The organism is Kovacikia sp. CALU 1929, assembly GCF_056784235.1.
This window is the reverse complement of record NZ_JBXBCF010000092.1, coordinates 25,622-47,544: the sequence shown is the minus strand read 5'-3', so window position 1 is coordinate 47,544 and position 21,923 is coordinate 25,622. Positions and strand designations below refer to the sequence as shown.

The window sequence follows — 21,923 nt, the reverse complement described above, 5'->3', positions numbered from 1 at the left end:
AATCGTGTGACTAATTTTGATGACCGTTCGATGTTGACCGCAACGGGGCTATGGAACTTCTATTTGATGGCGGCTTAACTTCGATGGAACTGACAAGGGAAGAATTTCCCTTAAAAATTCTTATTCCGCAACAAGTCTATTTTTTAGCAAGTGGACGATCGCACATCGACTGAGGTTATCTTCAGCAGAAGCGTAAGCTTCAAATAACAAATCAGATAATTTGCGTTTAGTCTTTGAACGCTCATTTTTGTCGTTTTCATCACTACTGTTCTTGTGATCTACTTTTTGGGTTGTAGTATCCTGTGTTCCCTGTGAGCGAAGTTGAGCAACTGTTTTAGCCAAAATTTCGTTTGCTCTAACCTGAATTTGGCAAGGCGAGCTTCGTAGAAGATTTTGACGGTGGCTTTGTCGTCTACGGCTCGTTGGATGTCGTAGATGTCGATATAGTCGCCAAAGATTTGTTTGGTGTTCTTATCGGTGGCTTCGATCGGAGTTCCGGTAAAGCCGATGAAGGAGGCGTTGGGCAGGGCATCGCGCAGATATTTGGCGAACCCATAGGCGGTGTATGCTCCCTGTTCCCCAGTTTCCTTGTCTTTGGTTTTGATGACTCGTGCCGATAGCCCGTACTGGGAACGGTGGGCTTCGTCGGCAATGAAGACGATGTTGCGGCGAGGGGAGATGACTTCGTATGCGCCACCGGGTTTGTCTGGGGCAAATTTCTGGATGGTGGTAAAGACGACTCCACCGGAGGCGACGTTGAGTTTGTCTTTGAGGTCAGCCCGGTCTACTGCCTGGACAGGTTGCTGGCGCAGCAGTTCGTGGCATTTGGAGAAGGTGGTGAAAAGCTGCTCGTCGAGGTCGTTGCGATCGGTCAGCACAACCAGGGTGGGGTTTGCCATTGCCGGATGCTAGATGATTTTTCCGGCATAGAATGCCATCGATAAGCTTTTACCAGACCCCTGGGTATGCCAGATGATGCCTACCTTCTTATCGCCTTCGGGGGCGGTGGCTGTGACGGTTTCGGTAACGGCTTTGTTGACGGCGTGGTATTGGTGATAGCCTGCCATCTTTTTGACTAGAGCTTAGCCATCCACTTCAAACACGACAAAGTAGCGGATCAGGTCGAGAAAGTGCGATCGCTCAAACACATCGCTGATTAGAACTTCCAGTTCAGGCGCATTGGGTGAAACGCTGACGGCATAGGTTCCACCAGATTCAGCGGCTTTGGGTTGGGAGGGAAAAGGCAAAACTTCTGCCTGAGAACGGGGTGGAATGCGCCAGGGCATGAAGCGATCGCGATCGCTCGTAAGGGAGCCAATGCGGGCGGTAATGCCATCGGAAACCACCAGCATTTCGTTAGTGGTGAAGAGGCTGGGAATGTTACTTTTGTAGGTCTGGAGTTGGTTAAAGGCTTTGTCGATGTCGGCGTTTTCGTCTGCGGCGTTTTTGAGTTCGATGACGGCGAGGGGGAGTCCGTTGACAAAGACCACGACATCGGGGCGATGATGGCTGTTTTGGCGACCAGCGTGGTTTTCGATGACGGTGAACTGGTTAACGACGAGCCAGTCGTTATGGTCAGGGTTGTTCCAGTCGATCAGCCATACCTGGTCGTGTTGAGTGCGTCCATCTATGCCAGGGTAGGAAACGGGAACGCCTTCGGTCAGGAGCCGATGGAAGCGTTGGTTGTTGTCGTAGAGGTTGTGAGTTTCGGGGCGGAGGACTTGCTGAATCGCCGATTGGATTTCGTCGGGTGGGACTTGAGGGTTGAGCCGAATCAGGGCAGAGCGGAGGCGATCGACCAGCACGACATCGGCATAGCTGCTTTGTTCGGTACAGGGTTCACCAGGGGCAATATCAGGACCACCCAGAACGGTATAGCTCAACTGATCAAAGTAATAGAGGGCAGCTTCTTCAACGTCTGATTCGGTAAACTTGCTCATGTGCCGTCCTGGTGAACCTATTTCTTTCTACAAGGATTCCCATATCTTCCAGCACGGTTCTAAACGATCGCCCAGTTGTCAGCAATTGGGAATTTATCGGACTTGCAGCCAACCAATCAGTTGTTCCAGAGGCTAGACCCTGTCCTTTTGAAAGTTTCATTAGGTTTGAGTTTGAGCGTATACGGGTAAAGGTCGCTGGGCAACAAGGGCATACAACACATCTGGATCGAGGTCTGCGCCGTTTTCCCAGCAGATAGTGCCGAGTTCTGGGTTGACGGTGACTTGGGCAAAGTAAGCTGGATTGCTGAGCGGTTCAAAGACACCTGTAAACTAGATCAACTCAGAAATGTCAACCACCCCTTCAACGTCATCTTCAAATTTCAAATAGAGTTTGTAGTCTTCTAAAGGATTGACCGCAACAATATCATTCAACATGGCATCAAAATCCAAATATCATGCGATTTGGGGTAGGGGAGCATAGTAGAGTTGCATTAACTGCTGGGCATTTAGGGTTTCTAAAGCATAGGTTTTGCCCTTGAGGTCAACAAATTCGACTTCAAAGACGTTAGGTTCATAGACTTCGACGATCGTACCCACCTGCCCCTTGTATAGGTTGAGATCGGGTAAATCTTCGGTTAGAGCAACTGCGTCTAGGAGCTTCATTCTATGATGCCTGAGCTAAGCGACGGATTGACAAAATATCGTTGGGTTGCAGGGCATCCAGGCTGGAAACAGGAACCGTGACCACTGAAACAGATTCTCCCAGAGCATTGAATATCTCCAAAACGGCTCCTTCTTCACCCCCTGATGGATGGGGCACATAGTCAATTAGAGTGGCAATATCACCCCGATGTAAGTTGTATTCAGAAAAGTCTCGATTGAGGGCAATTTCCTGGTATAGCTCTAGTTTCATGAATCTGCCTCCTTGTTGGGAATCAGGGTAATGAATTGAAATTGCTGGTCTATCATCCGTTGTAGCCAAACTGTGACGACATTGAGAGAAATACCATTAGCACCTTGCAAAATGCCTTTAACTTGATAGTAAGTGCCATATTCATCAGTACGGTCTTCCAACGCATCATTCAATCGTATGAGTTGGCGCAATGCCGCCATCAGGTCTTGAGGGTTTTCGGCGGTAAATCCTGCTTGAGCCAAAAATTTAGACTTGTCATTACGAGGACGCAGCACCAGCAAATAGCGGGTCAGCTTGGCAGCAGGAATGATGGCATTCTCTGGAATCTTCACGCCACCTCCTCGACAACTTTCTCAGCATCCTTGACGCGGATCTCGCCAGAGAGCAGTTTTGGCAGTAGGGCATCACGGATTGAAGTAAGAGTTAATGTTTGGTGCTCTTGGTTCTCTATACGTTGATCTAGCAGAAATGCTGATTGCTCGAATGCACTTATGATTACTGCTGGAGGAATAAAGCAAGGAATGGAAAGAAAGTCTTTTTTATTCATTGAGCCAAACACAGTTCCCTCTGCTTCAAAACGGGCAAAGTGTTCATTGAGTCCGTGCATTGTGTAGTAGGTGTAGGATCGGCTACCCTGTTTGTGCCTAGCCGCAGCAACTCCCCGACCAATAGAGCACTTCTCATTTGCCATATTGATACTTCCAACCGGGGCACGAACACTAATTAAGGTATCTCCTGAATCTGCAAAGCGTGTCGGAGCATTGCAATAAACTCGAACCGACGGATAGCGAAAGCCAAAATCTGTACACCCTTGATAAAAAGGCAATCCATCAGTTTCTTTGTTGTAGGTTGAGCCTGGAGGCGACTGCCCCATTGTGATTTGGAACTCATCCTCCATCACTCCAACCTTCCAACCCTTCGGGATTTTGCCGATCGCTGAATCCTCAAACTCATCAGGAAATAGAGAAGCAGTTTCAGCATCCATGCCATAGGGTTGTCGTCCATCTATCTTGGCGCGGACGAGATCAAAGTCGATGAACCAGGATTTGAAGAGGGCACGGGCAATGCTCTCTAGCGTGTGGTTCATCTGCTGGTTGAGTTCGATTTTGTCGTCGAGGGTGCCGAGAATGTGGGCGATCGCCTTCTGCTCATCAAGTGGTGGCAGTAGGATCTCTAACTTTTGAATCGCATCAGTCGCTAACCGTCCAGTACCATGACTCGCCTCATCTACAAATCCCAAAATTTCCTCAGCCTTTGCTCTTAAAACATTTGCCAAGAAAAGCGGGTCAACACCGTCTTTTGCAACCAGTGCTTTGCAATCTTGCCCAAATGCCATTGGACGACGAGTGATGCCCACACGGAATTCTGTTTTAAGACTCATGCCTCGAACTACAAACAGAATCGTATCTTTAGGCATTAAGCGAGTACCATTAGCCATACCCAAAGATGTTATACGGCGCTCAGAATCCTTGATGTAGAAGTCGTGTAGGCTGCTTGCTGTGATCCAAGGAATATCACCATTCCAGTACTCTACAACTGAAGTACTTGGAGTTCCCCCAGAATACCAATCAGCGCAATCCTTTAGTGTTGTGACTGACCAGTTATCGTCTCTACCTGCGATATCTTAACCTTCCCAGGTTCAGACGAATTTCTTTCTCCAGTCGTGATGACTCCCTAAACTGCTCCTCCAACTTTGCTGTTAACCGCTGCATCTTCTCCTCACGCGCCCCCAAACTCCTGAACCATCCTTTCCACTGTCGCCTTCAACGCTGGCAAATTATTCTGCACGATCGCCCAGATTAAATTCAGCGATACCCGGAAATATTCATGCACCACAATATTTCTAAACGCTACAATCTGCGCCCACGGCACCTCTGCGTACTGATTCATCAAGTCAGCCGATAACGAATTTGCCGCTTCTCCAATGATTTGGAGATGATGCACCACCCAAACCTGAATCAACTCTTGCTCATCAAACGCCTGCCGTCCCTGACTGGTCTATCGCTCGATCGCCTCGATGGCATCCAACATGTCTTGCAGCCGTTCCGCCTCACGCCTCATAGCGCCACAGCCTCACCCAACACGCGATCGCGAATCCGCTCCTTCAACATATCCACCGTCGCGATATCCACCTTGCGGTTTAGGAGCTGTTCTAAATCCAGCAACAACCCACCCGGAAACCAGGGCGTGATTTTCTCCAAATCATAATCCACCAAAAAATCAATATCGCTTTCCTCTGTCGCTTCCCCCCGTGCTACCGAGCCAAACACCCGCACATTGTAAGCACCATGCTTGGCAGCGATCGCTAGAATCTGCTCCCGCTTGGGCTTGACTAAATCATCCATTCCCAGGTCAACTTGAGCTTCCATCTTCTCAGGCTGCCTGTAACGTTTGCGGTTGGGGTAAAGCTCTCCCTTCCACCTGGTAGCTTTCAATCAGCAATTCCAGCACCTCTTGAGCATTCTGAAGAGCTTCCTCGTAGGTATCGCCATCAGTAAAATAGCGCTGAATTTCAGTCGCAAATTCAGGCAACTCCACCAGGTAAGCCTGATCTGTCTCAGACCAAATAATATTCATCCGATACTTAAGTTGACTCATCTTCTTCCTGCTCCTTGGCTTCTAGCTGTTGCAACGCATCATTCACTAGCTTTTCTAGATAAGGCTTAGCATCCTTCCCATCTTTACCCGCCAGCGTAACTGGTAATTCTGGCAACTTCGGATGAACCCACCTTCATGACTGCCTCGAATGCGAACACATTCAAAGCCTACCTTCCGCAGCATTGCCTTCAACTCTCTCACTTTTTTAGGCATTCTTGCTCCAGCTTTACAGGCTCCTCCTACATCCCCAACGCTTTCAGGTTTTGTCGGATGGCTGCTTCTAGTCTGGCACTCTCAGCAAACTGCTCCTCTAACTTCTGCGTCAACCGTTGCATCTTCTCTTCAAACGGCTCATCGTCATCCTCCACTTCCTCCGCCCCCACATAACGCCCTGGAGTCAGCACATACCCGTGCGACTGGATCTCCTTCAACGTCGCACTCTTGCAGAACCCCGGCACATCTGCATACTCACCCGATCCCGCTTCCCCACGCCATGCATGATAGGTGTTTGCAATCCGGGCAATCTCGCCTCCATCAGGCTTATCTGTCAACTCCCGGTGGGTGCGATCGACCAGATAACCCAGCTTTCGGGCATCAATAAACAGCGTCTCACCCCGGCGATCGCGCAAAGTGGTAAAGCCCTTTGTCCCCACCATTCCCTTCTTATTGCGCGTCACAAACCACAAACACGCGGGAATCTGCGTCGTGTAAAACAATTGCCCCGGCAGCGCAATCATGCAATCCACCAGATCTGCCTCCGCGATCGCCCTGCGGATTTCCCCCTCTCCTGACTGGTTAGAACTCATCGAGCCATTCGCCAACACAAACCCGGCAATTCCATTCGGCGCGAGGTGATGGATCATGTGCTCCACCCAGCCATAGTTGGCGTTACCCTTGGGCGGTGTGCCATACTGCCAGCGCACATCGTCGGAGAGCGAGTTATTCCACCAATCGCTGATGTTAAACGGCGGATTTGCCAGAATGTAGTCTGCCTTCAAGTCCTTGTGCAGGTCATTGATGAAGCTGTCTGCTTGGCGATCGCCAATGTTGCCATCAATCCCCCGAATTGCCAGGTTCATCAAACACAGTCGCCGCGTGGTCGGATTCGACTCCTGTCCATAGATGGCAATATCACCCTTGCGTCCGCCGTGCGCCTCCACAAACTTCTCCGACTGCACAAACATACCACCTGAACCACAGCAGGGGTCATAGATCCGTCCCTTGTACGGCTCAATCATGGCGACCAGCAGCTTCACTACCGACTGAGGCGTATAGAACTCTCCACCGCCCTTGCCTTCCTTCTCAGCAAACTGCCCCAGGAAATACTCATATACCCGTCCCAGAATGTCCTTCGATCGACTAGAAGAATCTCCCAAAGCAATCTTGCTGATCAGGTCAATCAGTTCCCCCAACCGCTGCTTATCCAGATCCGGTCGGGCATACTGAATCGGCAACACTCCCTTGAGTCGCGGGTTCTCCTTCTCGATCGCCAGCATCGCCTCATCAATCAACTTGCCGATCGTCGGTTGCTTCGCGTTCGCCTGAATGTGCGACCACCGCGCCTCCTTCGGCACCCAGAAAACATTCACCCCCAGATACTCATCCCGATCTTCCGGGTCGGTGTAGTCCGTCTCCTGCCGCGCCGCTAGGTCATCGTAGAGTTCCTGGAACGCATCCGAGATGTACTTGAGGAAAATCAGCCCCAGGGCAACGTGCTTGTATTCCGCAGCATCCATGTGACCGCGCATCTTGTCTGCTGCTGCCCACAAGGTTTGCTCAAACCCCAGGTTTGCCCCATTGCCGTTCTTACCGTTGGTCTCGTTTTTTTTTCGTGCCATGCTTCCGGTTCACACTCTCAGACTGCTGCCTGTTTCCAGTTTGAATACCTGGCTCCTGCCGCAACCAGAGATTATAGTTGTTCCATAGCGTAACTCACTCATCTTTACAGAATGCCCCGCCTTGGCAAACGCTACATCGAATATTTAAACGTCAGGGTGCCGACTTTAGAGATGGCACTCCTCAGACAGTACTGCGAAGCAACTCATCGCTCTCAGTCAGATGTGATTCGCGAATTTATTCGGAGCCTGAAGGCGGCAGTGCCAACGGCATCGGAGCAACCCTAACAACGTCGATGTGGCAACTCAAGCGAGGAGATGAAGAACATGACCTTTGCCGAATCCCGTAGCGAAACTGTGCCGGTGCAGCTTCCCAATGGAGCAATCGTCAAAGTTGAGGTGACAAATACCGGGCGAGAGGATGTCAGTTTTGACACGAAGCAATTTCAGCCGGTTGCCGATGCGATCGAGGGTGTGGTGCAGATGATTGCTGCCCCGATTCAAAAGGTGAGACCGAAGAAGGCGACAGTAAAGTTTGGCATGGAACTGGCGATCGAGGCGGGGCAACTGACCGCAATTATTGTCAAAGGCTCCGGTAAAGCCAACCTGGAAATTACGTTGGAATGGGAAACCCAGCCGAAGCCTGAACCATGAGTCAGCTAGAGGATTTACTACAACAGTGCACAGTGAAGCTTTCCGTGTCCGGCCGCATGGGCTGGGGCACGGGCTTCTTTGTGGCTCCTAGCTGGATTCTCACCTGTGCTCATGTGGTGCAGGAGGCAAAAGGTGAGTCTGTTCAGGTGTGGTGGCAGAAGGAGGAACTGGAAGCAGTAGTGGAGCGATCGCTACCGAACCCCTACGATTTAGCACTGTTGCAAGTAGCCCGTCCGTCCGATGTCAATGCCCCTTGTGTCTACCTGGATGAAGAAATTCGCTCTCGTGACCCGCTGTATCTGTTTGGCTATCCAGATGAAGGCGATCGCCAGGGAGAGCCGCGCACGTTTAACTGCGATGGCATTACGGGTAGTGAGATTGCCTCGATTTTGTTTAACCTGGGGCAGGTGCGACCGGGGATGAGTGGGTCGCCCCTGCTGAACCAACGGACGGGTAAGGTTTGTGGGATTGTGAAATTTACCCGCGATCGCTCTTTTGACTTGGGTGGAGGTGCGATTCCGACTCGTGTGATCCTGGAGCAGTTTCCTGAATTGCGATCGCTCCAGCAGGCGTTTCATGGGGGCGATCGGCGCTGGGTCAATCTGATTAACAAGCAACCTGAAATTGACGTTCAGCCCTACTTGAATTCCATCGCCACCACCTACGCAAAGTGGCAGCGATATTACACGCTGACCGATGCGGAAGGCAAGCAACGGCAGGTAGAGGAATCAGCCCCGCTGTTTGACTTTGTTGGGTTGATGGTGCAGACGGTGCCAAAGCAGGAGCGAGAACAGCCGCAACAAGAGCAGCCAGCGCAAGAAAAGGTCGAACGGTTTTCGGTATTGGACGGGTTGCGGAAGTATGCGCTGGGGGAGAAGCCGGAGTCTGTGTTGTTGGTTGGGCGACCGGGTTCGGGCAAGTCTACCGCCTTAGCAAAGCTGCTGTTAGAAGAAGCGCGTTCCCAGACCTCGGAGGTTTCCAAAACCTCCGAGGTCTTAACCCACTCGCCTCGCATCCCGGTGTTGGTGGAATTGCGTTATTGGCAAGGATCGATCGCCGACCTGATTCACAATGCCATTGCCCGCCACGACCCGACCCTCAAGGCTGTGCCCCTGGATCGGTTGCTGACCCATGCGTTGCTTCTGTTTGATGGGGTGAATGAATTGCCCTCAGAACCAGCGCGAACCGAACTGATCGCCTTTCGCCACAACCATCCCAAACTCCCAATGATCTTCACCACGCGGGATTTGAGCTTGGGCGGCGATCTGGGGATTGAGCGCAAGCTGGAAATGTTGCCGCTGACGGAACCGCAGATGCAAGCGTTCATCCGAGCCTATATTCCAGCGCAGGCGGAGGCGATGCTGCGGCAATTCAAGGATCGGTTGCGGGAGTTTGGGCAAACACCGCTTTTGCTATGGATGTTATGTGAAGTCTTTAAGCAATCGCCCGTACAGCAGTTACCCAATAATTTGGGTGGCATATTTCAAGTTTTTACTCGTACCTATGAAGAGAGCAGTGTGCGGAAGCACGAAGTCGCAGCCCTAAAGGGAGACGTTAAACCACTGACAGATCGCCGCCTGTGGAAAAAAGCATTGATGGCGATCGCAGCCATTATGATGCAGGGAAAAACACCCGTTGATTTTCGAGTGGCAATTCACCGAGATGAAGTCGAAAGCGAACTCAGCCGAGTCTTTCCAAATGAGCCATTCCCAGTTCGAGACATCTTGGATGACTTGCTCAAATATCACCTACTGCAAAATCAAACCACCGACCAAATCGAGTTTCGTCACCAACTGCTTCAGGAATATTACGCGGCGGAATCTCTCCTCAAGTTATTGCCAACCCTGACCGATGAGCAACTGAAGCGAGACTACCTCAACTACCTGAAGTGGACAGAACCCATTTCATTAATGCTGGCGTTGGTGGATGAGGAAAACCAAGCCCTGCGCGTAGACAAGCTGGCAATGGACGAAGTGGACTTGATGCTGGGGGCAAGGTTAGCAGGGGAAGTAAAACCCACTTGGCAAGCTACCACCGTCGGCTGGATTGATGCGAAACTCCTACCCATCAACCTTAAAGTTCAATGCTGGGAAACCAGTCATTCTGATAAAGCTGTGGCGGGGTTGCTCACTGCTCTTCAAAACTCAGACTACCAGGTGCGTAAGAGGGCAGCAAAGGCGTTGGGGACAATCGGCAGTGACCAAGCCGTGGAGGGATTGCTCCGTGCCCTACAAGACTCAAACGACTCTGTGCGTCAGAGTGTAGCAGATGCATTGAGAGCAATCGGCAGTGACCAAGCCGTGGATGGGTTGCTCCGTGCCCTACAAGACTCAGACAAATTTGTGCGTGAGAAGGCATTCTGGCGTGTGCGTGAGAGGGCAGCAGGCCATGTGCGTGAGAGGGCAGCAGGGGCGTTGGGGGCAATCGGCAGTGACCCAACCGTGGCAGGATTGCTCCGTGCCCTCCAGCACTCAAATTACGATGTGCGTAGGAGGGCAGCAGAGGCTTTGGGGAAAATCGGCAGTGAACAAGCTGTAACGGGGTTACTCACTGCTCTCCAGGATTCAGATTACCGTGTGCGTGGGAGTGCAGCAGATGCGTTGAGGGTAATCGACAATAAACAAACCATAGCAGAGTTACTCACTGCTCTCCGGGATTCAGATTACCGTGTGCGTGAGAGTGCAGCAACGGCGTTGGGGAACATCGGCAGTGAAAACGCCGTAACGGGTTTGCTCACTACCCTCCAAGACTCAAACGACTCTGTGCGTGAGAGTGCAGCAACGGCGTTGGGGGAAATTGGCAGTGAAAACGCCGTGGCGGGTTTGCTCACTGCCCTCCAAGACTCAAATTACCATGTGCGTTGGAGAGCAGCAGATGCGCTGGGGAACATCGGTAGTGATCAAGCCGTGGTAGGGCTACTCACTGCCCTCCAAGACCCAGACACTGCTGTGCGTTGGAGTGCAGCAGATGCGCTAGGGAACATTGGTAGTGAACAAGCTGTGGTAGGGCTACTCACTGCTCTCCAAGACTTAGATGACTTTGTGCGTGAGAGTACAGCAGAGATGTTGGGGAACATCGGTGGTGAACAAGCTGTGGCGGGTTTGCTCACTGCCCTCCAAGATTCAGACAACTCTGTACGTAGAAAGGCAGCAGAGGCTTTGGGGAACATCGGCAGTGAACAAGCCGTGGCAGGGCTGCTTGATGCCCTCCAGGACTCAGACACTGCTGTGCGTGAGAGGGCAGCAGAGGCTTTGGGGAACATCGGCAGTGAACAAGCTGTAGCGGGGTTGCTCGCTGCTCTCCAGGACTCAGGCATATCGGTGCCTGAGAGGGTCGCAGAGGCTTTGGGAAATATTGGTGGTGAACAAGCTGTGGAGGGTTTGCTCGCTACCCTCCACGATTCAAGCGGGGTTAGGCGTTTTTGTGCAGCAAAGGCGGTGAGCAAAATCGGCAATCCCCTATCATTGGCTGATCTGTGGCAATTATGTCACCAGCATGGCGAGGATTATTTTTGGAATGCTATTTCTGCTATCCAAAACCGTTGCAAGTTCTACAACTACGAAATCTTTCAAGCTCATCTAGCAGCACAGAAAGCCGATCGCCCAACCCACCCAAACCGCGATCGCCCCGACCAATCCAATTATCTATGATCTAAGAGGAGCCGCGATCGCCAACCTTGCCCATACAGTCCACGGCAACCAAATTACCCAACCAGAGGAACTCTCATGAAGATCCCCCTCCCCGAAGACCTGGAACACCGTTTTCAGTCCCATCTCCCCCAACTCTGCCAACGTGCCCTCGAAGCGATCGCGATCGAAGCCTACACAAATCGCCTCATGAGTGCTGCCGAAGTCCAAGCTCTGCTGCAACTTCCCTCCCATCTTGCTACCGATGCCTTTCTCAAACAGCACGGAGTCATTCGCTCTCTCACCTTAGAAGACGTTCAGCAAGAGATTCAAACCCTCGATCAAGTTCTCCATGATCGTTCTTTGTGACACCTCTCCGATTTGCTATCTCATTCTCATTGGTCAGATTGACCTACTCCCGCAACTCTTTCGATCAGTCACCATTCCAGTTGCAGTGTGTAATGAGCTTTTGAATGAAGAGGCTGGCGACTCCATTCATGAGTGGATTATGAATCCTCCTACATGGTTGAATATTCAGACTGTTCCTCAACCCCTGCTCTCATTGCCCAATTATCTCGGTGCTGGAGAATGCGAAGCAATCTCTCTCGCAGTCTTACTTCAAGCCGATTTAGTCATCATCGACGATCTGGATGCTCGAACTGCCGCTCAACAACTCAATCTCCCGATCATTGGCACACTTGGCATTCTATACCGTGCCGGAATTACGGGACTGATCGACTTTCCGACAGCGATCGCTCAACTTCAACAAACCTCCTTTCACGTTTCCCAAACTCTCGTCCAGCAACTTCTTCAAGACTATTACCGCAATGTCCAACGCCCCTAAATTTGATCTCCGTGGTGCAAACATTGGCAACCTTGCCGAAACCGTTCAAGGCGACCAGATTGCTCACCTTCAAAATGTGTCTGAGCAAAATCTTGAGATTCTATTGACAGACTACAAGCAATTTATTGAGCAACTTCAGCAGAAATACCCCACCCTGGCAGATGCGACCACCGTTCCGCAAATAATTGAAGTCGAAGCAAAACTGCTCGAAGCCCAAGATCAACAGCGGTGGCAAAATTTCCTCAATCTCAAACGACTTTGGCACAGCAGCAAGAAAGCAGGCATCAAAGTTGGCGAACACTTTGCTGAAAACAATGTCTGGGCAAAAGGTGCGTTGGCGTTCGCCTGTGCGGTAGCACGTATCGCCTTTCTCGAAGGTGTCAGTGAAGATGGGAAGTAACAACCATTGAACTAAGCAAACTCAAACTATGCAAATCACGATCGACCTTCCTGATGAATATGTTTAGCGTCTAGAGCCAACTCTGGCTAATTTCCCCCAGCGATGCCGACCTGCAAATCCAACTCGGCAACCACCTTAATCTGCTAGAACAGCAAAAATTATTACCAGTTGGCACCACCGCCAAATCCTTCCCGGCGACGAACGCGCTCAGGTCATCAACGATCGCCTCAACAGCGCCGACATTATATTGCTACTCATCAGTGCCGACTCGATCGCTGACCACACCTGCTACAACATCGAAATTAACCGGGCAATGGAACGCCATCAAGCAGGCGAAGCCCGCGTCATCCCGATTTTGCTGCGTCCGGTAGATTGGCAAGGTGCGCCCTTTAGCCAGTTGCCTGTGTTACCCAGGAATCATCAGTCTGTGACCAGTTGGGGCGATCGTGATGCCGCTTTTCAAGAGATTGCGGAAGGGATTCGAGCAGTGGCGATCGAGTTGAGACGAACGAAAAGTGCTGGAGCTTAAGCCTCATCCTCATCCTCCAAAAGCTTGCCAAGATTGTGCGTCTCCATTAAACCCTTATAGCGCTGAGGCAGACCGTCCCTGAGCGTGTCCTCAACAATACTGCTGACCGTTTGATCACTCAGACCAGAGAGCGTCTTCAGCAGCCGATCCAGGTTAGGCGTGACGTACAGGCGCAATTCGGTTTTCTTTTTTCTAGCCATCAAACGTTCTTGGTGCCTGCTCAGCTTCAGCGACCTAGCGATCGTAACCAGCTTTTAGGCTAATTCTTAAATTTTGGTAATTCTATATTGTACGAATTGCCGAATTTATCCCATATTGAAGTCACCTTGAAAACACTCAGATTCTCTAAGGCTTCTGCGTTGGCTTCCCATGCAACTTCAACATCCTATAAACAGTTCGCTCAGTTGGCGGAGTCCCACAACCCTTGCGGTACTCAAAACTATCGATCTCACCTGAATCAATGAGCCTAAGCTTCTCTTGGTATCTTGCCTCTTTACGCTCTTTGTAAGGTAACCCAGCACACGATTCAATTAGCTCAGGTCTTTTTTGCTTTAGCTCTTTCTCAAACAATTCATCGTCACGTGTTTCAACCTGAATTGCGACCTGGCGTCGCGTACGACGCTTTCCCTCTTTAGTAACTTGCTTGTATTGATTGAGGACAAATTCTTGCCAATAATCACTAACACGTGTTTTACCTTTATCTACACGATTTCTGTAAAAGCAGCGATGCCCTTCTCTTCCCAATCCTTCACCTTGCGCTCAATGGTCTTCAGACTGGCACCAAATTGTTTAGCGATTGCCCTCTTCCTCTGACCATAGGTTTTGCGATCGCATGGCTCACGCAATTTCGTAATCGCCTCCACCCAACGTCTCGACTCTTGTGAAAGCTCAAGATGGATAACATTGGATTCACGGGGCGTATCTACCAGTTCTTCAGAACTATGATCTTCTGGCGACTCTGATAACTCCTCTTCTAAGGAAGGCTTTAAGGACATGATAAGCAGTACAAAATTACTATAAACCTCTAATAAACGGCAGTCAACTTGGCAAACTTAGTTGAGAGGAACTGGTTGGCAGAGTTCTAAAAAACGTCACCAAACGTGACAAAAATTTGATAGGCGACAACCACTGTGTCAAACTTTTTCAGAGCGAAAATTCAGCTAAAATCGCTAGAAACCTTGTGATACAAGCGAAACGAGCCTCAGTTGATTGAACGACAAAGTTCTGTCAAAACGACAATTACTGAGTCAAATGACAAAATCAGTAAAGGCACAGTGGGAGGCTGGCAATGCTCGGCTTTGTTGCCTTAATTGCACTTGAAATTCTGACTGGGCATGGAATGTTGGATATTTTGGCAAACCTTTAAGCTTTTAGGTTAAAAGTTTCTCGGCTAAGACGCAGTTAGGAAAGTGAAAGCTCCAGTCCATCACCGAACTGGAGCTTTCACTTTTTCAGATCCCCAGAATCTTGAAAATTCTAATGGTCTGTCAAAAATTATTTTTTGGGTTGAAAATCCCAAGATAATCACCCTTTTCCTATCCCAGACTCACAAACACAAAAAGTCTGTGGAGGCTGTGGGGGCAGACTTTACTTGTGCAGGCGTGTTTAACCGCCGGAAACACTCTTTATAACATCCTCTTAAACCAGGAAGATTGGAGAATAAGGGTGATACCGAGTTAAACGAATTCGTAGGCACATCAAAGTTCAGGAGGGGCTTGGCAGTGCCAAGCCCGTAACGGGATCTGTTGTGGTTGCAATTCAAATTGGTATGAGTTAAGGGAGGAGTAGGAGATGAAATTGAGCCTTTGCATGATTGTGAAGGATGAGGAAGAAGCACTACCCCAATGCCTGGAAAGCGTTCAGGAAGTTGTGGATGAAATAGTGGTCGTTGATACTGGCTCCACCGATCGCACCGTTGAAGTTGCCAGCCATTACGGAGCCAGGGTTTATTCATTTACCTGGGGCAACGACTTTGCGGCTGCCCGGAATGAGTCCCTGCAATACGTCAAAGGTGAATGGGTGCTGGTTCTGGATGCCGACGAGATCTTAGAACCGGGGATGGGTTCTCGATTAAAACAGGCGATTGAGCACAAAGATGCACTGGTCGTTACTCTCCTCAGGCGGGAGGTCGGCAACCATCCCAATTCGCTGATTTCACGGGTATTTCGCAATCGTCCCGATATCCGATTTTCTCGCCCTTATCACGAGTTGATCGATGACAGCGTGGCAACCATTTTAAACCAGGAACCCCACTGGCAGGTGGTGGAACTACCAGGAGTGGCGATCGCCCATACGGGTTACGGCACTGATGCAATTACCCATCGTCGTAAGCTAGACCGTGCCCGCACCACAATGGAACACTATCTCACTACTCATCCAGATGATGCCTATATTTGCAACAAACTGGGAGCGCTGTATCTTGACTGCGGTAACTTCTCCCAGGGACTAAAACTGCTGGAACAGGGGTTGGCATCCTCTCTGGTTGAACCTCCGGTTCTGTGTGAGTTGCATTATCATCTCGGCAGTGCCTACCGTCAGTTGCAAGCAATGCCCCAAGCAGAACACCACTACCGGATGGCAACCGAGCAACCCGTTTCGCCCCGTTTAAAGTTAGGAGCATACACCAACTGGGGCAGCTTGCGTCAGGAGCAGGGAGATTCCGCTGGTGCCACAGCCCTTTTTCAACAGGCTGTAGACATTGACCCATCATTTGCCATTGGACAGTTCAATCTGGGGTTGGCACTAAAAGCAACCGGAGATCTGGAGGGAGCGATCGCCCGTTACCAGCAGGCAATTGCTCTGAATCCCAGCTATGCCGATGCCTATCAAAACCTGGGTGTGGTGCTATTGAAAATTGGCAGGGTAGGAGAAAGTGTCAAAGCCTTTCAACAGGCGATCGCGCTTCATGCCCAGCAGAGTTCCCCTGAAGCAGAACGGTTACGGCAGACTCTCAAGGGAATGGGGATTCTGTGAGGGGTGAGGGGTGAGGGGTAAGTAGTGGGGGAAGGGGGAAGGGAAGAGTTAAAAACTCCTAACTCTCAACTCTCAACTTTCAACTCTCAACGTTCCCTGCCCCTACTCTGGTGGCAATTCGAGGGCGATCGCGCCTAAAGTACCTTTGCGAAAGTCATGGAGAAATTCGCGGGCAGTGCGTTCTACATTCCCCTGATGGCGAACTTCTGCCAGACTGTGCAGGTAATCTTCGCCGGTCATAGATGTAGCATCCAGTTGATAACGGTTCTGCAATAGGGAGGAAACTTGAAGCTCCTTCAATAGATCGACAAGCGCAGCGGCAACTCGCTGATTGTCGTAGCCCGCCTCGCCGATGTCGTCACAAATGGCTAGTTTTATTGCGGCTTGCTGGTCATCCAAGCGAGAAGGCAAAACACCAGGGGCATCCAGCAATTCAATCTGCTCAGAAATTCTGACCCATCGTAGTTGGCGGGTCACACCCGCACGGCGGGCACTTTCCACCACGCGCCGCTTGAGTAATCGATTAATCAGGGCAGATTTGCCCACATTGGGAAAGCCAATCACCACAGCACGGACAGGACGGGGCAGCATCCCGCGATCGTGCCGCCGCTGATTCATCTGTAACCCCGCTGCTTGCGCGGCTTTCGTGACAGCTTCGATCCCCTTGCCATGCTGGGCATCGGTGAAATAGGGTTCTTCTCCCTGCGCCCTAAACCAGGTAGTCCATTGCTCCCGCACTGGTACCGGAATCATATCCAGCCGGTTCAGAACCAGTACCCGTTCTTTACTGCCAAGCCATTCCTTAACCTGAGGGTGCTCAGTCGATAACGGAATGCGGGCATCTCGCACTTCCAGCACGACATCAACCAGCTTAAGCTGCTCCCGTAGAGCCTTCTCAGCCTTGGCAATGTGACCGGGATACCACTGAATTGGAGGGGAAGACATTAGAAATAGGGGAAGGGGAAGGGGGAAGAGTTGAGAGTGGAGAGTTTTGAGTTGAGGGTTGGGCGTTATACCAATTTCATTTCAGGATGAGCAGAATTAACCTATGTCAGGCAAGGGGCTTAAGCCTCTTGTTCAGTGGAGCCGCATAAAGAATTGGTATTAGGTGCAGGTAACCAAGTAGTGGGGGTAAAGAGTTAAAAGTAAACGCGCTGTGTTACTGACCGTTTGGCTGAGGCTCACAGCCAAGCCATAACTATAGACATTAACACCAGACATCGAACACCTCCCTTCTGCAACAACCAACAACTGGCATTTCTCTCCCCTACGACCCACGATCTACCACCCTAAAAGCCTATCCGAAAACTTCCTGGGGTTTAGTGTTGGGCTTTAGCGGTTAAGGCTTTTTGGATAGGCTTTAAGGCACAATCAACACTGGACAGGGAGATAGGTTAATCACCCGGTTGGTCACGCTATCGGAAACCCCTTCGTCCGTTAGCCCCAACCCCCGACAGCCCATCACAATTAAATCGGCTTCAACTTCATCCGCAACGTCGCAAATGGTGAAGGCGGGTTTGCCTTCGCGTTCAACCGCTTCAGCTTCAAGCCCTTGTTGGGAAAAAAGAGTTTTGGCACTTTCCAGGAGTTCAGCGATCGCCTCTGGCGAGGTCATCACATCCCCCGGCACCTCCCCATCCGGCACCTCTACAACCGACAGTAAAATCAGACGGCTACCGTGGATTTTGGCAAGCTTGGCAACTGTTTCAGCCGCCTGCCGCGACTCACGGCTCTGATCAATCGGAAAAAGAATGGTCTTAAACATCAGCGATCGCTCCTTGGTTGTTGGTCACTTGGCGCTAGTTGTTAGTTTTTAGTGGTTGATTGTTCTATAACACCTGACACCCGACCCTGCTCCCCCTAACAAATGACCCATAACCAAAATGACAAATTTTGTTAAGTTCATGAGAAGATGACAATAGGTAAAAAAACTTATTAATTCAGTTAGGAGGTTGGTCCGGTGCCCAAAAAGACTGTAGCAAATTTATCGTCCTCTGATTTATCAGGTAAGCGGGTTTTGGTCAGGGTTGATTTTAATGTGCCGCTGGACGATCAGGGCAGCATTACAGACGATACGCGCATTCGGGCTGCCCTGCCAACAATTCAAGAGCTTACGTCCAAGGGTGCAAAGGTCATTTTAACCAGTCACTTTGGGCGTCCCAAGGGTGATGACTTTGCTGCCCGTTCCCAGGATAAGTTTCGTTTAACTCCCGTTGCAAAGCGGCTCTCAGAACTATTGGGTAAGCCGGTTGCAAAACCCAGCGATTGTATTGGGGATGAGGTGACAACAGCGGTCTCGGCGTTGCAAAACGGGGATGTGCTTTTGTTAGAAAATGTCCGTTTCCATCCTGGGGAAGAAAAGAATGATCCGGCATTTGCCAAACAGTTGGCATCGGTGGCTGATCTATATGTCAATGATGCGTTTGGCACCGCCCACCGCGCCCACGCCTCCACAGAAGGGGTGACTCATTACCTTAGCCCGTCGGTGGCTGGCTTTCTAATTGAGAAAGAACTGAAATATTTGCAGGCGGCGATCGATAATCCGCAGCGTCCCCTGGCAGCAATCATTGGTGGTTCCAAAGTTTCCAGCAAGATTACCGTAATTGAGAGCCTGCTGGAAAAGGTAGACAAACTGCTGATCGGCGGTGGCATGATCTTCACCTTCTACAAAGCTCGTGGTCTGAGTGTGGGTAAATCCCTGGTTGAGGATGAATTCCTGGATCTGGCGAAGTCGCTGGAAGCAAAGGCGAAGGAAAAAGGCGTAGCCCTTCTGCTACCGACGGATGTCGTTGTAGCTGACAACTTCTCTCCCGATGCCAATGCCCAGACGGTCAGTGTCGAAAGCATTCCCGATGGTTGGATGGGTCTGGATATCGGTCCTGACTCAATCAAGGTTTTCCAGCAAGCATTGGCAGACTGCAAATCAGTGATCTGGAATGGACCAATGGGCGTGTTTGAGTTTGATAAATTTGCGGCAGGGACAGAGGCGATCGCCCATACCCTGGCAGACTTGACCAAAACCGGAACCACGACCATCATTGGGGGTGGAGATTCTGTCGCAGCAGTTGAAAAGGTCGGTGTTGCCGATCAAATGAGCCACATTTCTACCGGCGGTGGTGCCAGCCTGGAACTGCTGGAAGGCAAAGAACTTCCCGGCATTGCAGCCCTGAACGACGCTTAGGGTTTTGCCTTTTGCCTTGCCCCTTCCTCACACCCTCAGCCCTCACCCTTTCTCCCTTGTTTGGGGAGTCGATAATTCGGGTGGGGGTGTTTTTTTCCAAACTCCGCCCAAGTTCTCTAGAAGCTAACAGGGCTACCTCACCAAAAACTTAAGCAGAACAACGTTCCTAATCACCCGCCGCACATAGACCTGAGATCTAACCGATAACCTCTCGGCGGTCGGGTGCATTGGGGTTTATGTTATGCTTCCATCGCTTCTCTACAAGCTCAAGGCAAGGGAATTCCTGCGGAACGAATAGCCAATTTAACAGCCCCTTTGACGACATCACTCACTGTTGCATCCCCCAATGATTGCCCCCACTTTAACAACTTTGCTTTGACTGTCGAATTTGTTTGGGACTGAGTTGCGATGTCTTCCGCTACTTGCTCTTGAGCCACATCGACTGTCACACCTCTCTTTTGCAACTGCTCAATCAAGTCTTGAATTTGCATTGCTGCGCTGCTTAAGTCGTTACTCATATTAATGTAATTACCCTGAACATATGTCCCGGTGTTAGATTCAATATAATTGCCACCACCTGTATCGATGTGTCGGTCTCCACACACTATCTGATTCTCCACTGTTGCCTTTGTTTCCACATTAATTGGTCTACTCGCCATTAGTCTGGCAATCTCCATCAAATTAGCATTTTGGTATCGATAAGCTTCGATTTCCCGATCTTTCGCCTGTAGTTGATACCGATATTTTTCGCTGATAGACTTGAGAGCTGTTTCATATTTCTGTTTCAGAGATTTTTCTAATTTTGCTTTATCTGCTCCTAGGGGCACATTCACTCGAACGACAAATGCCCCATCTTTTTTATTTTCAATCGCCTGAATTGATAACTCCCTGCCTTCTGCTTCAACTCTTAGTTTCTCTAAAGAAATCAGTAAGGCATTCCAATCTACTCCACTTCTGAAAATTAGATCGACTGTACCTAAAGCTTTTTGGAAAAGCTTGTTGAAATCACCGGGAGCAAAAGCTCCACTACTGGGACGGCGCTCTTGATTTCCCGATTTCAAATAGACATACTGGCAATCAGTATCATCTAAAATAGTGCCGGTATTGATATTCCAATCTTCTAAACAAGTAGCTGTAAAAATTGCTCCTGTGAAATCTGTTCCTAATGCTTGAGTTCTGCTTAAGTTGGCACCAGTCAGATCAGCATTAACAAAGTCAGAATCATTAATATTAGCTCCACTTAAATTAGTTTGGCGTAGGTTTGCTCCGCTAAGGGTGGCGTCACTTAAATTTACTCCTCGTAAAATAGTTCTACTAAGATCAGCTTGACTTAGAATACTTTTGTTTAAATTTGCTTCACCCAAATTAGCTCCTCTAAGATTAGCGCCGAAAAGAACTGCCTTACTTAAAATCGCTCCAATCAAAACCACTCCACTGAGATCAGCACCTGTGAAATCAGCTTCACTTAAAATTACTCCACTTAGAATTGCTCCATTAAGGTTACTACCAAAAAAATTCGCTTTACTTAAAACTGCCCCGCTTAAAATTACGCCACTTAAATCAGGCACAATGTTTGGATTTTCACCTGTCCAGTCATTCCAAATTTCAATACCCTGGCTAAGAATTTCTAAGTGTTCCTCGTTCGCCATCACAGATTTCCTTAAGGGTTTATCAACTGGCGAAGTGATAACTCTAATGAAACAAGGTCTTCTTGAATCGTGTGCCAGATGATAGATAGATTCACCTGAAAATATTCATGAATCACAATATTTCGCATTCCACGTGCATCGTCCCAGGGAATTTCAGGGTGTGAAGCCTCCACATCGGGTGGTATGCTACGAACTGCTTCACCAATGATTGCAAGGTTATACAAGACTGCCCTGATCGTTTTTCGATCGCCTTGAAACTCCTCAAAGGTTATTTCGTTTGTGAAGTCCCGAATCTCCGCGATCCCGGCGAGCACGTCTCTTACTCTATTCTGCCAATCTCTAGAAGGCACGAATCGCCTCCCGGAAAACGGGTTCTTGTAGATAAGGTTTGAGGGAGTCGGGCGTACCCAGATCAACCGAACTTTCTAAAATTTCCTCTAGGTAACGTTTTAAGCGTACAAACGTGAACAACCCAACCGGACGATCAAACTCTACTAGCAGATCGACATCGCTGTCTTTTCGCGCTTCATCCCTTGCCACGGAGCCAAATAGGATCAAAGACTTCACGCCAAAAGTCTTCAGCGTGTTCTGATGGTTTGTTAGTACTGCAAGGGCTTCCTGTTGCCTCATTACTCAACCTGTAACGCAAAGAAGAACCTATTGGGGATTGTATCTCACCAATCACCTCCCAATTACTTCTCCACGAAAGATTCATAGCGATTTGGTCATCGCACCCCACCAGACAGGTTTCCGCTTGCGCCCCCACCGATATTTAAAGCTA

General features: G+C 49.8%; 26 protein-coding genes and 3 pseudogenes. 9 read left to right on the top strand and 20 right to left on the bottom strand.

Going from position 1 to position 21,923, the window contains the following annotated elements:
* Positions 1-278: 278 nt before the first annotated feature.
* The 12 genes and pseudogenes from AC1S52_RS25905 to AC1S52_RS25850 all read right to left on the bottom strand — a co-directional run bounded on the left by AC1S52_RS25905 (position 279) and on the right by AC1S52_RS25850 (position 7,289).
* Positions 279-1,067 (bottom strand): annotated as a pseudogene (locus AC1S52_RS25905) (DEAD/DEAH box helicase family protein).
* A gap of 15 nt (positions 1,068-1,082) precedes the next feature.
* Entirely contained in the window at positions 1,083-1,940 is an 858-nt protein-coding gene (locus AC1S52_RS25900; RefSeq protein ID WP_482031932.1) for a type I restriction endonuclease, read from the bottom strand.
* A 159-nt stretch (positions 1,941-2,099) separates the two neighbouring features.
* Positions 2,100-2,252, bottom strand: a pseudogene (locus tag AC1S52_RS25895) (DUF2442 domain-containing protein); the annotation flags it as partial.
* A gap of 141 nt (positions 2,253-2,393) precedes the next feature.
* Entirely contained in the window at positions 2,394-2,603 is a 210-nt protein-coding gene (locus tag AC1S52_RS25890; RefSeq protein ID WP_482031931.1) for a DUF4926 domain-containing protein, read from the bottom strand.
* A gap of 1 nt (position 2,604) precedes the next feature.
* Positions 2,605-2,853 (bottom strand): DUF4926 domain-containing protein, encoded by a 249-nt coding sequence (locus AC1S52_RS25885; RefSeq protein ID WP_482031930.1) that lies wholly within the window; start codon positions 2,851-2,853, stop codon positions 2,605-2,607.
* On the bottom strand, positions 2,850-3,185 hold the full coding sequence (locus tag AC1S52_RS25880) for a DUF6883 domain-containing protein (RefSeq protein WP_482031929.1): 336 nt from the start codon (positions 3,183-3,185) through the stop codon (positions 2,850-2,852). The genes AC1S52_RS25885 and AC1S52_RS25880 overlap by 4 nt, the downstream gene beginning before the upstream one ends.
* Positions 3,182-4,474 (bottom strand): restriction endonuclease subunit S, encoded by a 1,293-nt coding sequence (locus AC1S52_RS25875; RefSeq protein WP_482031934.1) that lies wholly within the window; start codon positions 4,472-4,474, stop codon positions 3,182-3,184. The genes AC1S52_RS25880 and AC1S52_RS25875 overlap by 4 nt, the downstream gene beginning before the upstream one ends.
* A 98-nt stretch (positions 4,475-4,572) precedes the next feature.
* Positions 4,573-4,830, bottom strand: a pseudogene (locus AC1S52_RS25870) (HepT-like ribonuclease domain-containing protein); the annotation flags it as partial.
* Between the two features lie 80 nt (positions 4,831-4,910).
* Positions 4,911-5,222 carry a nucleotidyltransferase family protein gene (locus AC1S52_RS25865; RefSeq protein ID WP_482031928.1) on the bottom strand — a complete coding sequence of 104 codons (312 nt, stop codon included), beginning with the start codon at positions 5,220-5,222 and terminating at the stop codon, positions 4,911-4,913.
* A gap of 4 nt (positions 5,223-5,226) precedes the next feature.
* Positions 5,227-5,451, bottom strand: coding sequence for a type II toxin-antitoxin system HicB family antitoxin (locus tag AC1S52_RS25860; RefSeq protein WP_482031927.1), 225 nt, complete (start codon positions 5,449-5,451; stop codon positions 5,227-5,229).
* Positions 5,438-5,566: a hypothetical protein gene (locus AC1S52_RS25855; RefSeq protein WP_482031926.1), complete on the bottom strand. Its 129-nt coding sequence runs from the start codon at positions 5,564-5,566 to the stop codon at positions 5,438-5,440. Before AC1S52_RS25855 ends, AC1S52_RS25860 begins: the two co-directional genes overlap by 14 nt.
* A 124-nt stretch (positions 5,567-5,690) precedes the next feature.
* Positions 5,691-7,289, bottom strand: coding sequence for a class I SAM-dependent DNA methyltransferase (locus AC1S52_RS25850; RefSeq protein ID WP_482031925.1), 1,599 nt, complete (start codon positions 7,287-7,289; stop codon positions 5,691-5,693).
* A gap of 111 nt (positions 7,290-7,400) precedes the next feature.
* Between AC1S52_RS25850 and AC1S52_RS25845 the strand changes: the two genes are divergently transcribed.
* The 7 genes from AC1S52_RS25845 to AC1S52_RS25815 all read left to right on the top strand — a co-directional run bounded on the left by AC1S52_RS25845 (position 7,401) and on the right by AC1S52_RS25815 (position 13,339).
* Positions 7,401-7,574: a hypothetical protein gene (locus tag AC1S52_RS25845; protein WP_482031924.1), complete on the top strand. Its 174-nt coding sequence runs from the start codon at positions 7,401-7,403 to the stop codon at positions 7,572-7,574.
* Between the two features lie 39 nt (positions 7,575-7,613).
* Complete coding sequence (locus tag AC1S52_RS25840) at positions 7,614-7,940, top strand: CU044_2847 family protein (protein ID WP_482031923.1); 327 nt, start codon at positions 7,614-7,616, stop codon at positions 7,938-7,940.
* On the top strand, positions 7,937-11,590 hold the full coding sequence (locus tag AC1S52_RS25835; RefSeq protein ID WP_482031922.1) for a HEAT repeat domain-containing protein: 3,654 nt from the start codon (positions 7,937-7,939) through the stop codon (positions 11,588-11,590). Before AC1S52_RS25840 ends, AC1S52_RS25835 begins: the two co-directional genes overlap by 4 nt.
* Positions 11,591-11,665: 75 nt before the next feature.
* Positions 11,666-11,935, top strand: a complete 270-nt coding sequence (locus AC1S52_RS25830; protein WP_482031921.1) for a UPF0175 family protein — start codon at positions 11,666-11,668, stop codon at positions 11,933-11,935.
* Positions 11,919-12,410, top strand: coding sequence for a PIN domain-containing protein (locus AC1S52_RS25825; protein ID WP_482031920.1), 492 nt, complete (start codon positions 11,919-11,921; stop codon positions 12,408-12,410). The genes AC1S52_RS25830 and AC1S52_RS25825 overlap by 17 nt, the downstream gene beginning before the upstream one ends.
* On the top strand, positions 12,394-12,810 hold the full coding sequence (locus tag AC1S52_RS25820) for a hypothetical protein (protein WP_482031919.1): 417 nt from the start codon (positions 12,394-12,396) through the stop codon (positions 12,808-12,810). The genes AC1S52_RS25825 and AC1S52_RS25820 overlap by 17 nt, the downstream gene beginning before the upstream one ends.
* A 157-nt stretch (positions 12,811-12,967) precedes the next feature.
* A complete protein-coding gene (locus tag AC1S52_RS25815) occupies positions 12,968-13,339 on the top strand; it encodes a toll/interleukin-1 receptor domain-containing protein (RefSeq protein WP_482031933.1) in 372 nt (123 codons plus the stop codon).
* On the opposite strand, the gene AC1S52_RS25810 is transcribed toward AC1S52_RS25815, so the two are convergent.
* The 3 genes from AC1S52_RS25810 to AC1S52_RS25800 all read right to left on the bottom strand — a co-directional run bounded on the left by AC1S52_RS25810 (position 13,336) and on the right by AC1S52_RS25800 (position 14,334).
* Positions 13,336-13,539: a hypothetical protein gene (locus AC1S52_RS25810; protein ID WP_482031918.1), complete on the bottom strand. Its 204-nt coding sequence runs from the start codon at positions 13,537-13,539 to the stop codon at positions 13,336-13,338. The two genes, AC1S52_RS25815 and AC1S52_RS25810, sit on opposite strands and share 4 nt — an antisense overlap.
* Before the next feature lie 145 nt (positions 13,540-13,684).
* A complete protein-coding gene (locus AC1S52_RS25805) occupies positions 13,685-14,083 on the bottom strand; it encodes a hypothetical protein (RefSeq protein ID WP_482031917.1) in 399 nt (132 codons plus the stop codon).
* Positions 14,041-14,334, bottom strand: coding sequence for a hypothetical protein (locus AC1S52_RS25800; RefSeq protein ID WP_482031916.1), 294 nt, complete (start codon positions 14,332-14,334; stop codon positions 14,041-14,043). The genes AC1S52_RS25805 and AC1S52_RS25800 overlap by 43 nt, the downstream gene beginning before the upstream one ends.
* Positions 14,335-15,130: 796 nt before the next feature.
* On the opposite strand from AC1S52_RS25800, the gene AC1S52_RS25795 reads away from it, so the two are divergent.
* On the top strand, positions 15,131-16,312 hold the full coding sequence (locus tag AC1S52_RS25795) for a glycosyltransferase (protein WP_482031914.1): 1,182 nt from the start codon (positions 15,131-15,133) through the stop codon (positions 16,310-16,312).
* Between the two features lie 102 nt (positions 16,313-16,414).
* Here the strand turns inward: AC1S52_RS25795 and ylqF are convergent, their stop codons facing one another.
* Together ylqF and AC1S52_RS25785 are read right to left on the bottom strand one after the other, a co-directional pair.
* Entirely contained in the window at positions 16,415-17,257 is an 843-nt protein-coding gene (gene ylqF, locus AC1S52_RS25790; RefSeq protein ID WP_482031913.1) for a ribosome biogenesis GTPase YlqF, read from the bottom strand.
* 415 nt (positions 17,258-17,672) lie between these two features.
* A complete protein-coding gene (locus AC1S52_RS25785; protein ID WP_482031912.1) occupies positions 17,673-18,077 on the bottom strand; it encodes a universal stress protein in 405 nt (134 codons plus the stop codon).
* A gap of 195 nt (positions 18,078-18,272) precedes the next feature.
* Here AC1S52_RS25785 and AC1S52_RS25780 point away from each other — a divergent pair, with 195 nt between their 5' ends.
* Entirely contained in the window at positions 18,273-19,493 is a 1,221-nt protein-coding gene (locus AC1S52_RS25780) for a phosphoglycerate kinase (RefSeq protein ID WP_482031911.1), read from the top strand.
* Positions 19,494-19,759: 266 nt separating this feature from the next.
* Here AC1S52_RS25780 and AC1S52_RS25775 read toward each other — a convergent pair whose 3' ends face one another.
* From AC1S52_RS25775 to AC1S52_RS25765, 3 genes are read right to left on the bottom strand one after another with little or no spacing between them, the layout of a single operon-like run.
* A complete protein-coding gene (locus AC1S52_RS25775; protein WP_482031910.1) occupies positions 19,760-21,142 on the bottom strand; it encodes a pentapeptide repeat-containing protein in 1,383 nt (460 codons plus the stop codon).
* Positions 21,143-21,153: 11 nt separating this feature from the next.
* Positions 21,154-21,492 (bottom strand): HepT-like ribonuclease domain-containing protein, encoded by a 339-nt coding sequence (locus AC1S52_RS25770; protein WP_482031909.1) that lies wholly within the window; start codon positions 21,490-21,492, stop codon positions 21,154-21,156.
* Entirely contained in the window at positions 21,482-21,772 is a 291-nt protein-coding gene (locus AC1S52_RS25765; RefSeq protein WP_482031908.1) for a nucleotidyltransferase family protein, read from the bottom strand. Before AC1S52_RS25765 ends, AC1S52_RS25770 begins: the two co-directional genes overlap by 11 nt.
* Between the last annotated feature and the right edge of the window lie 151 nt (positions 21,773-21,923).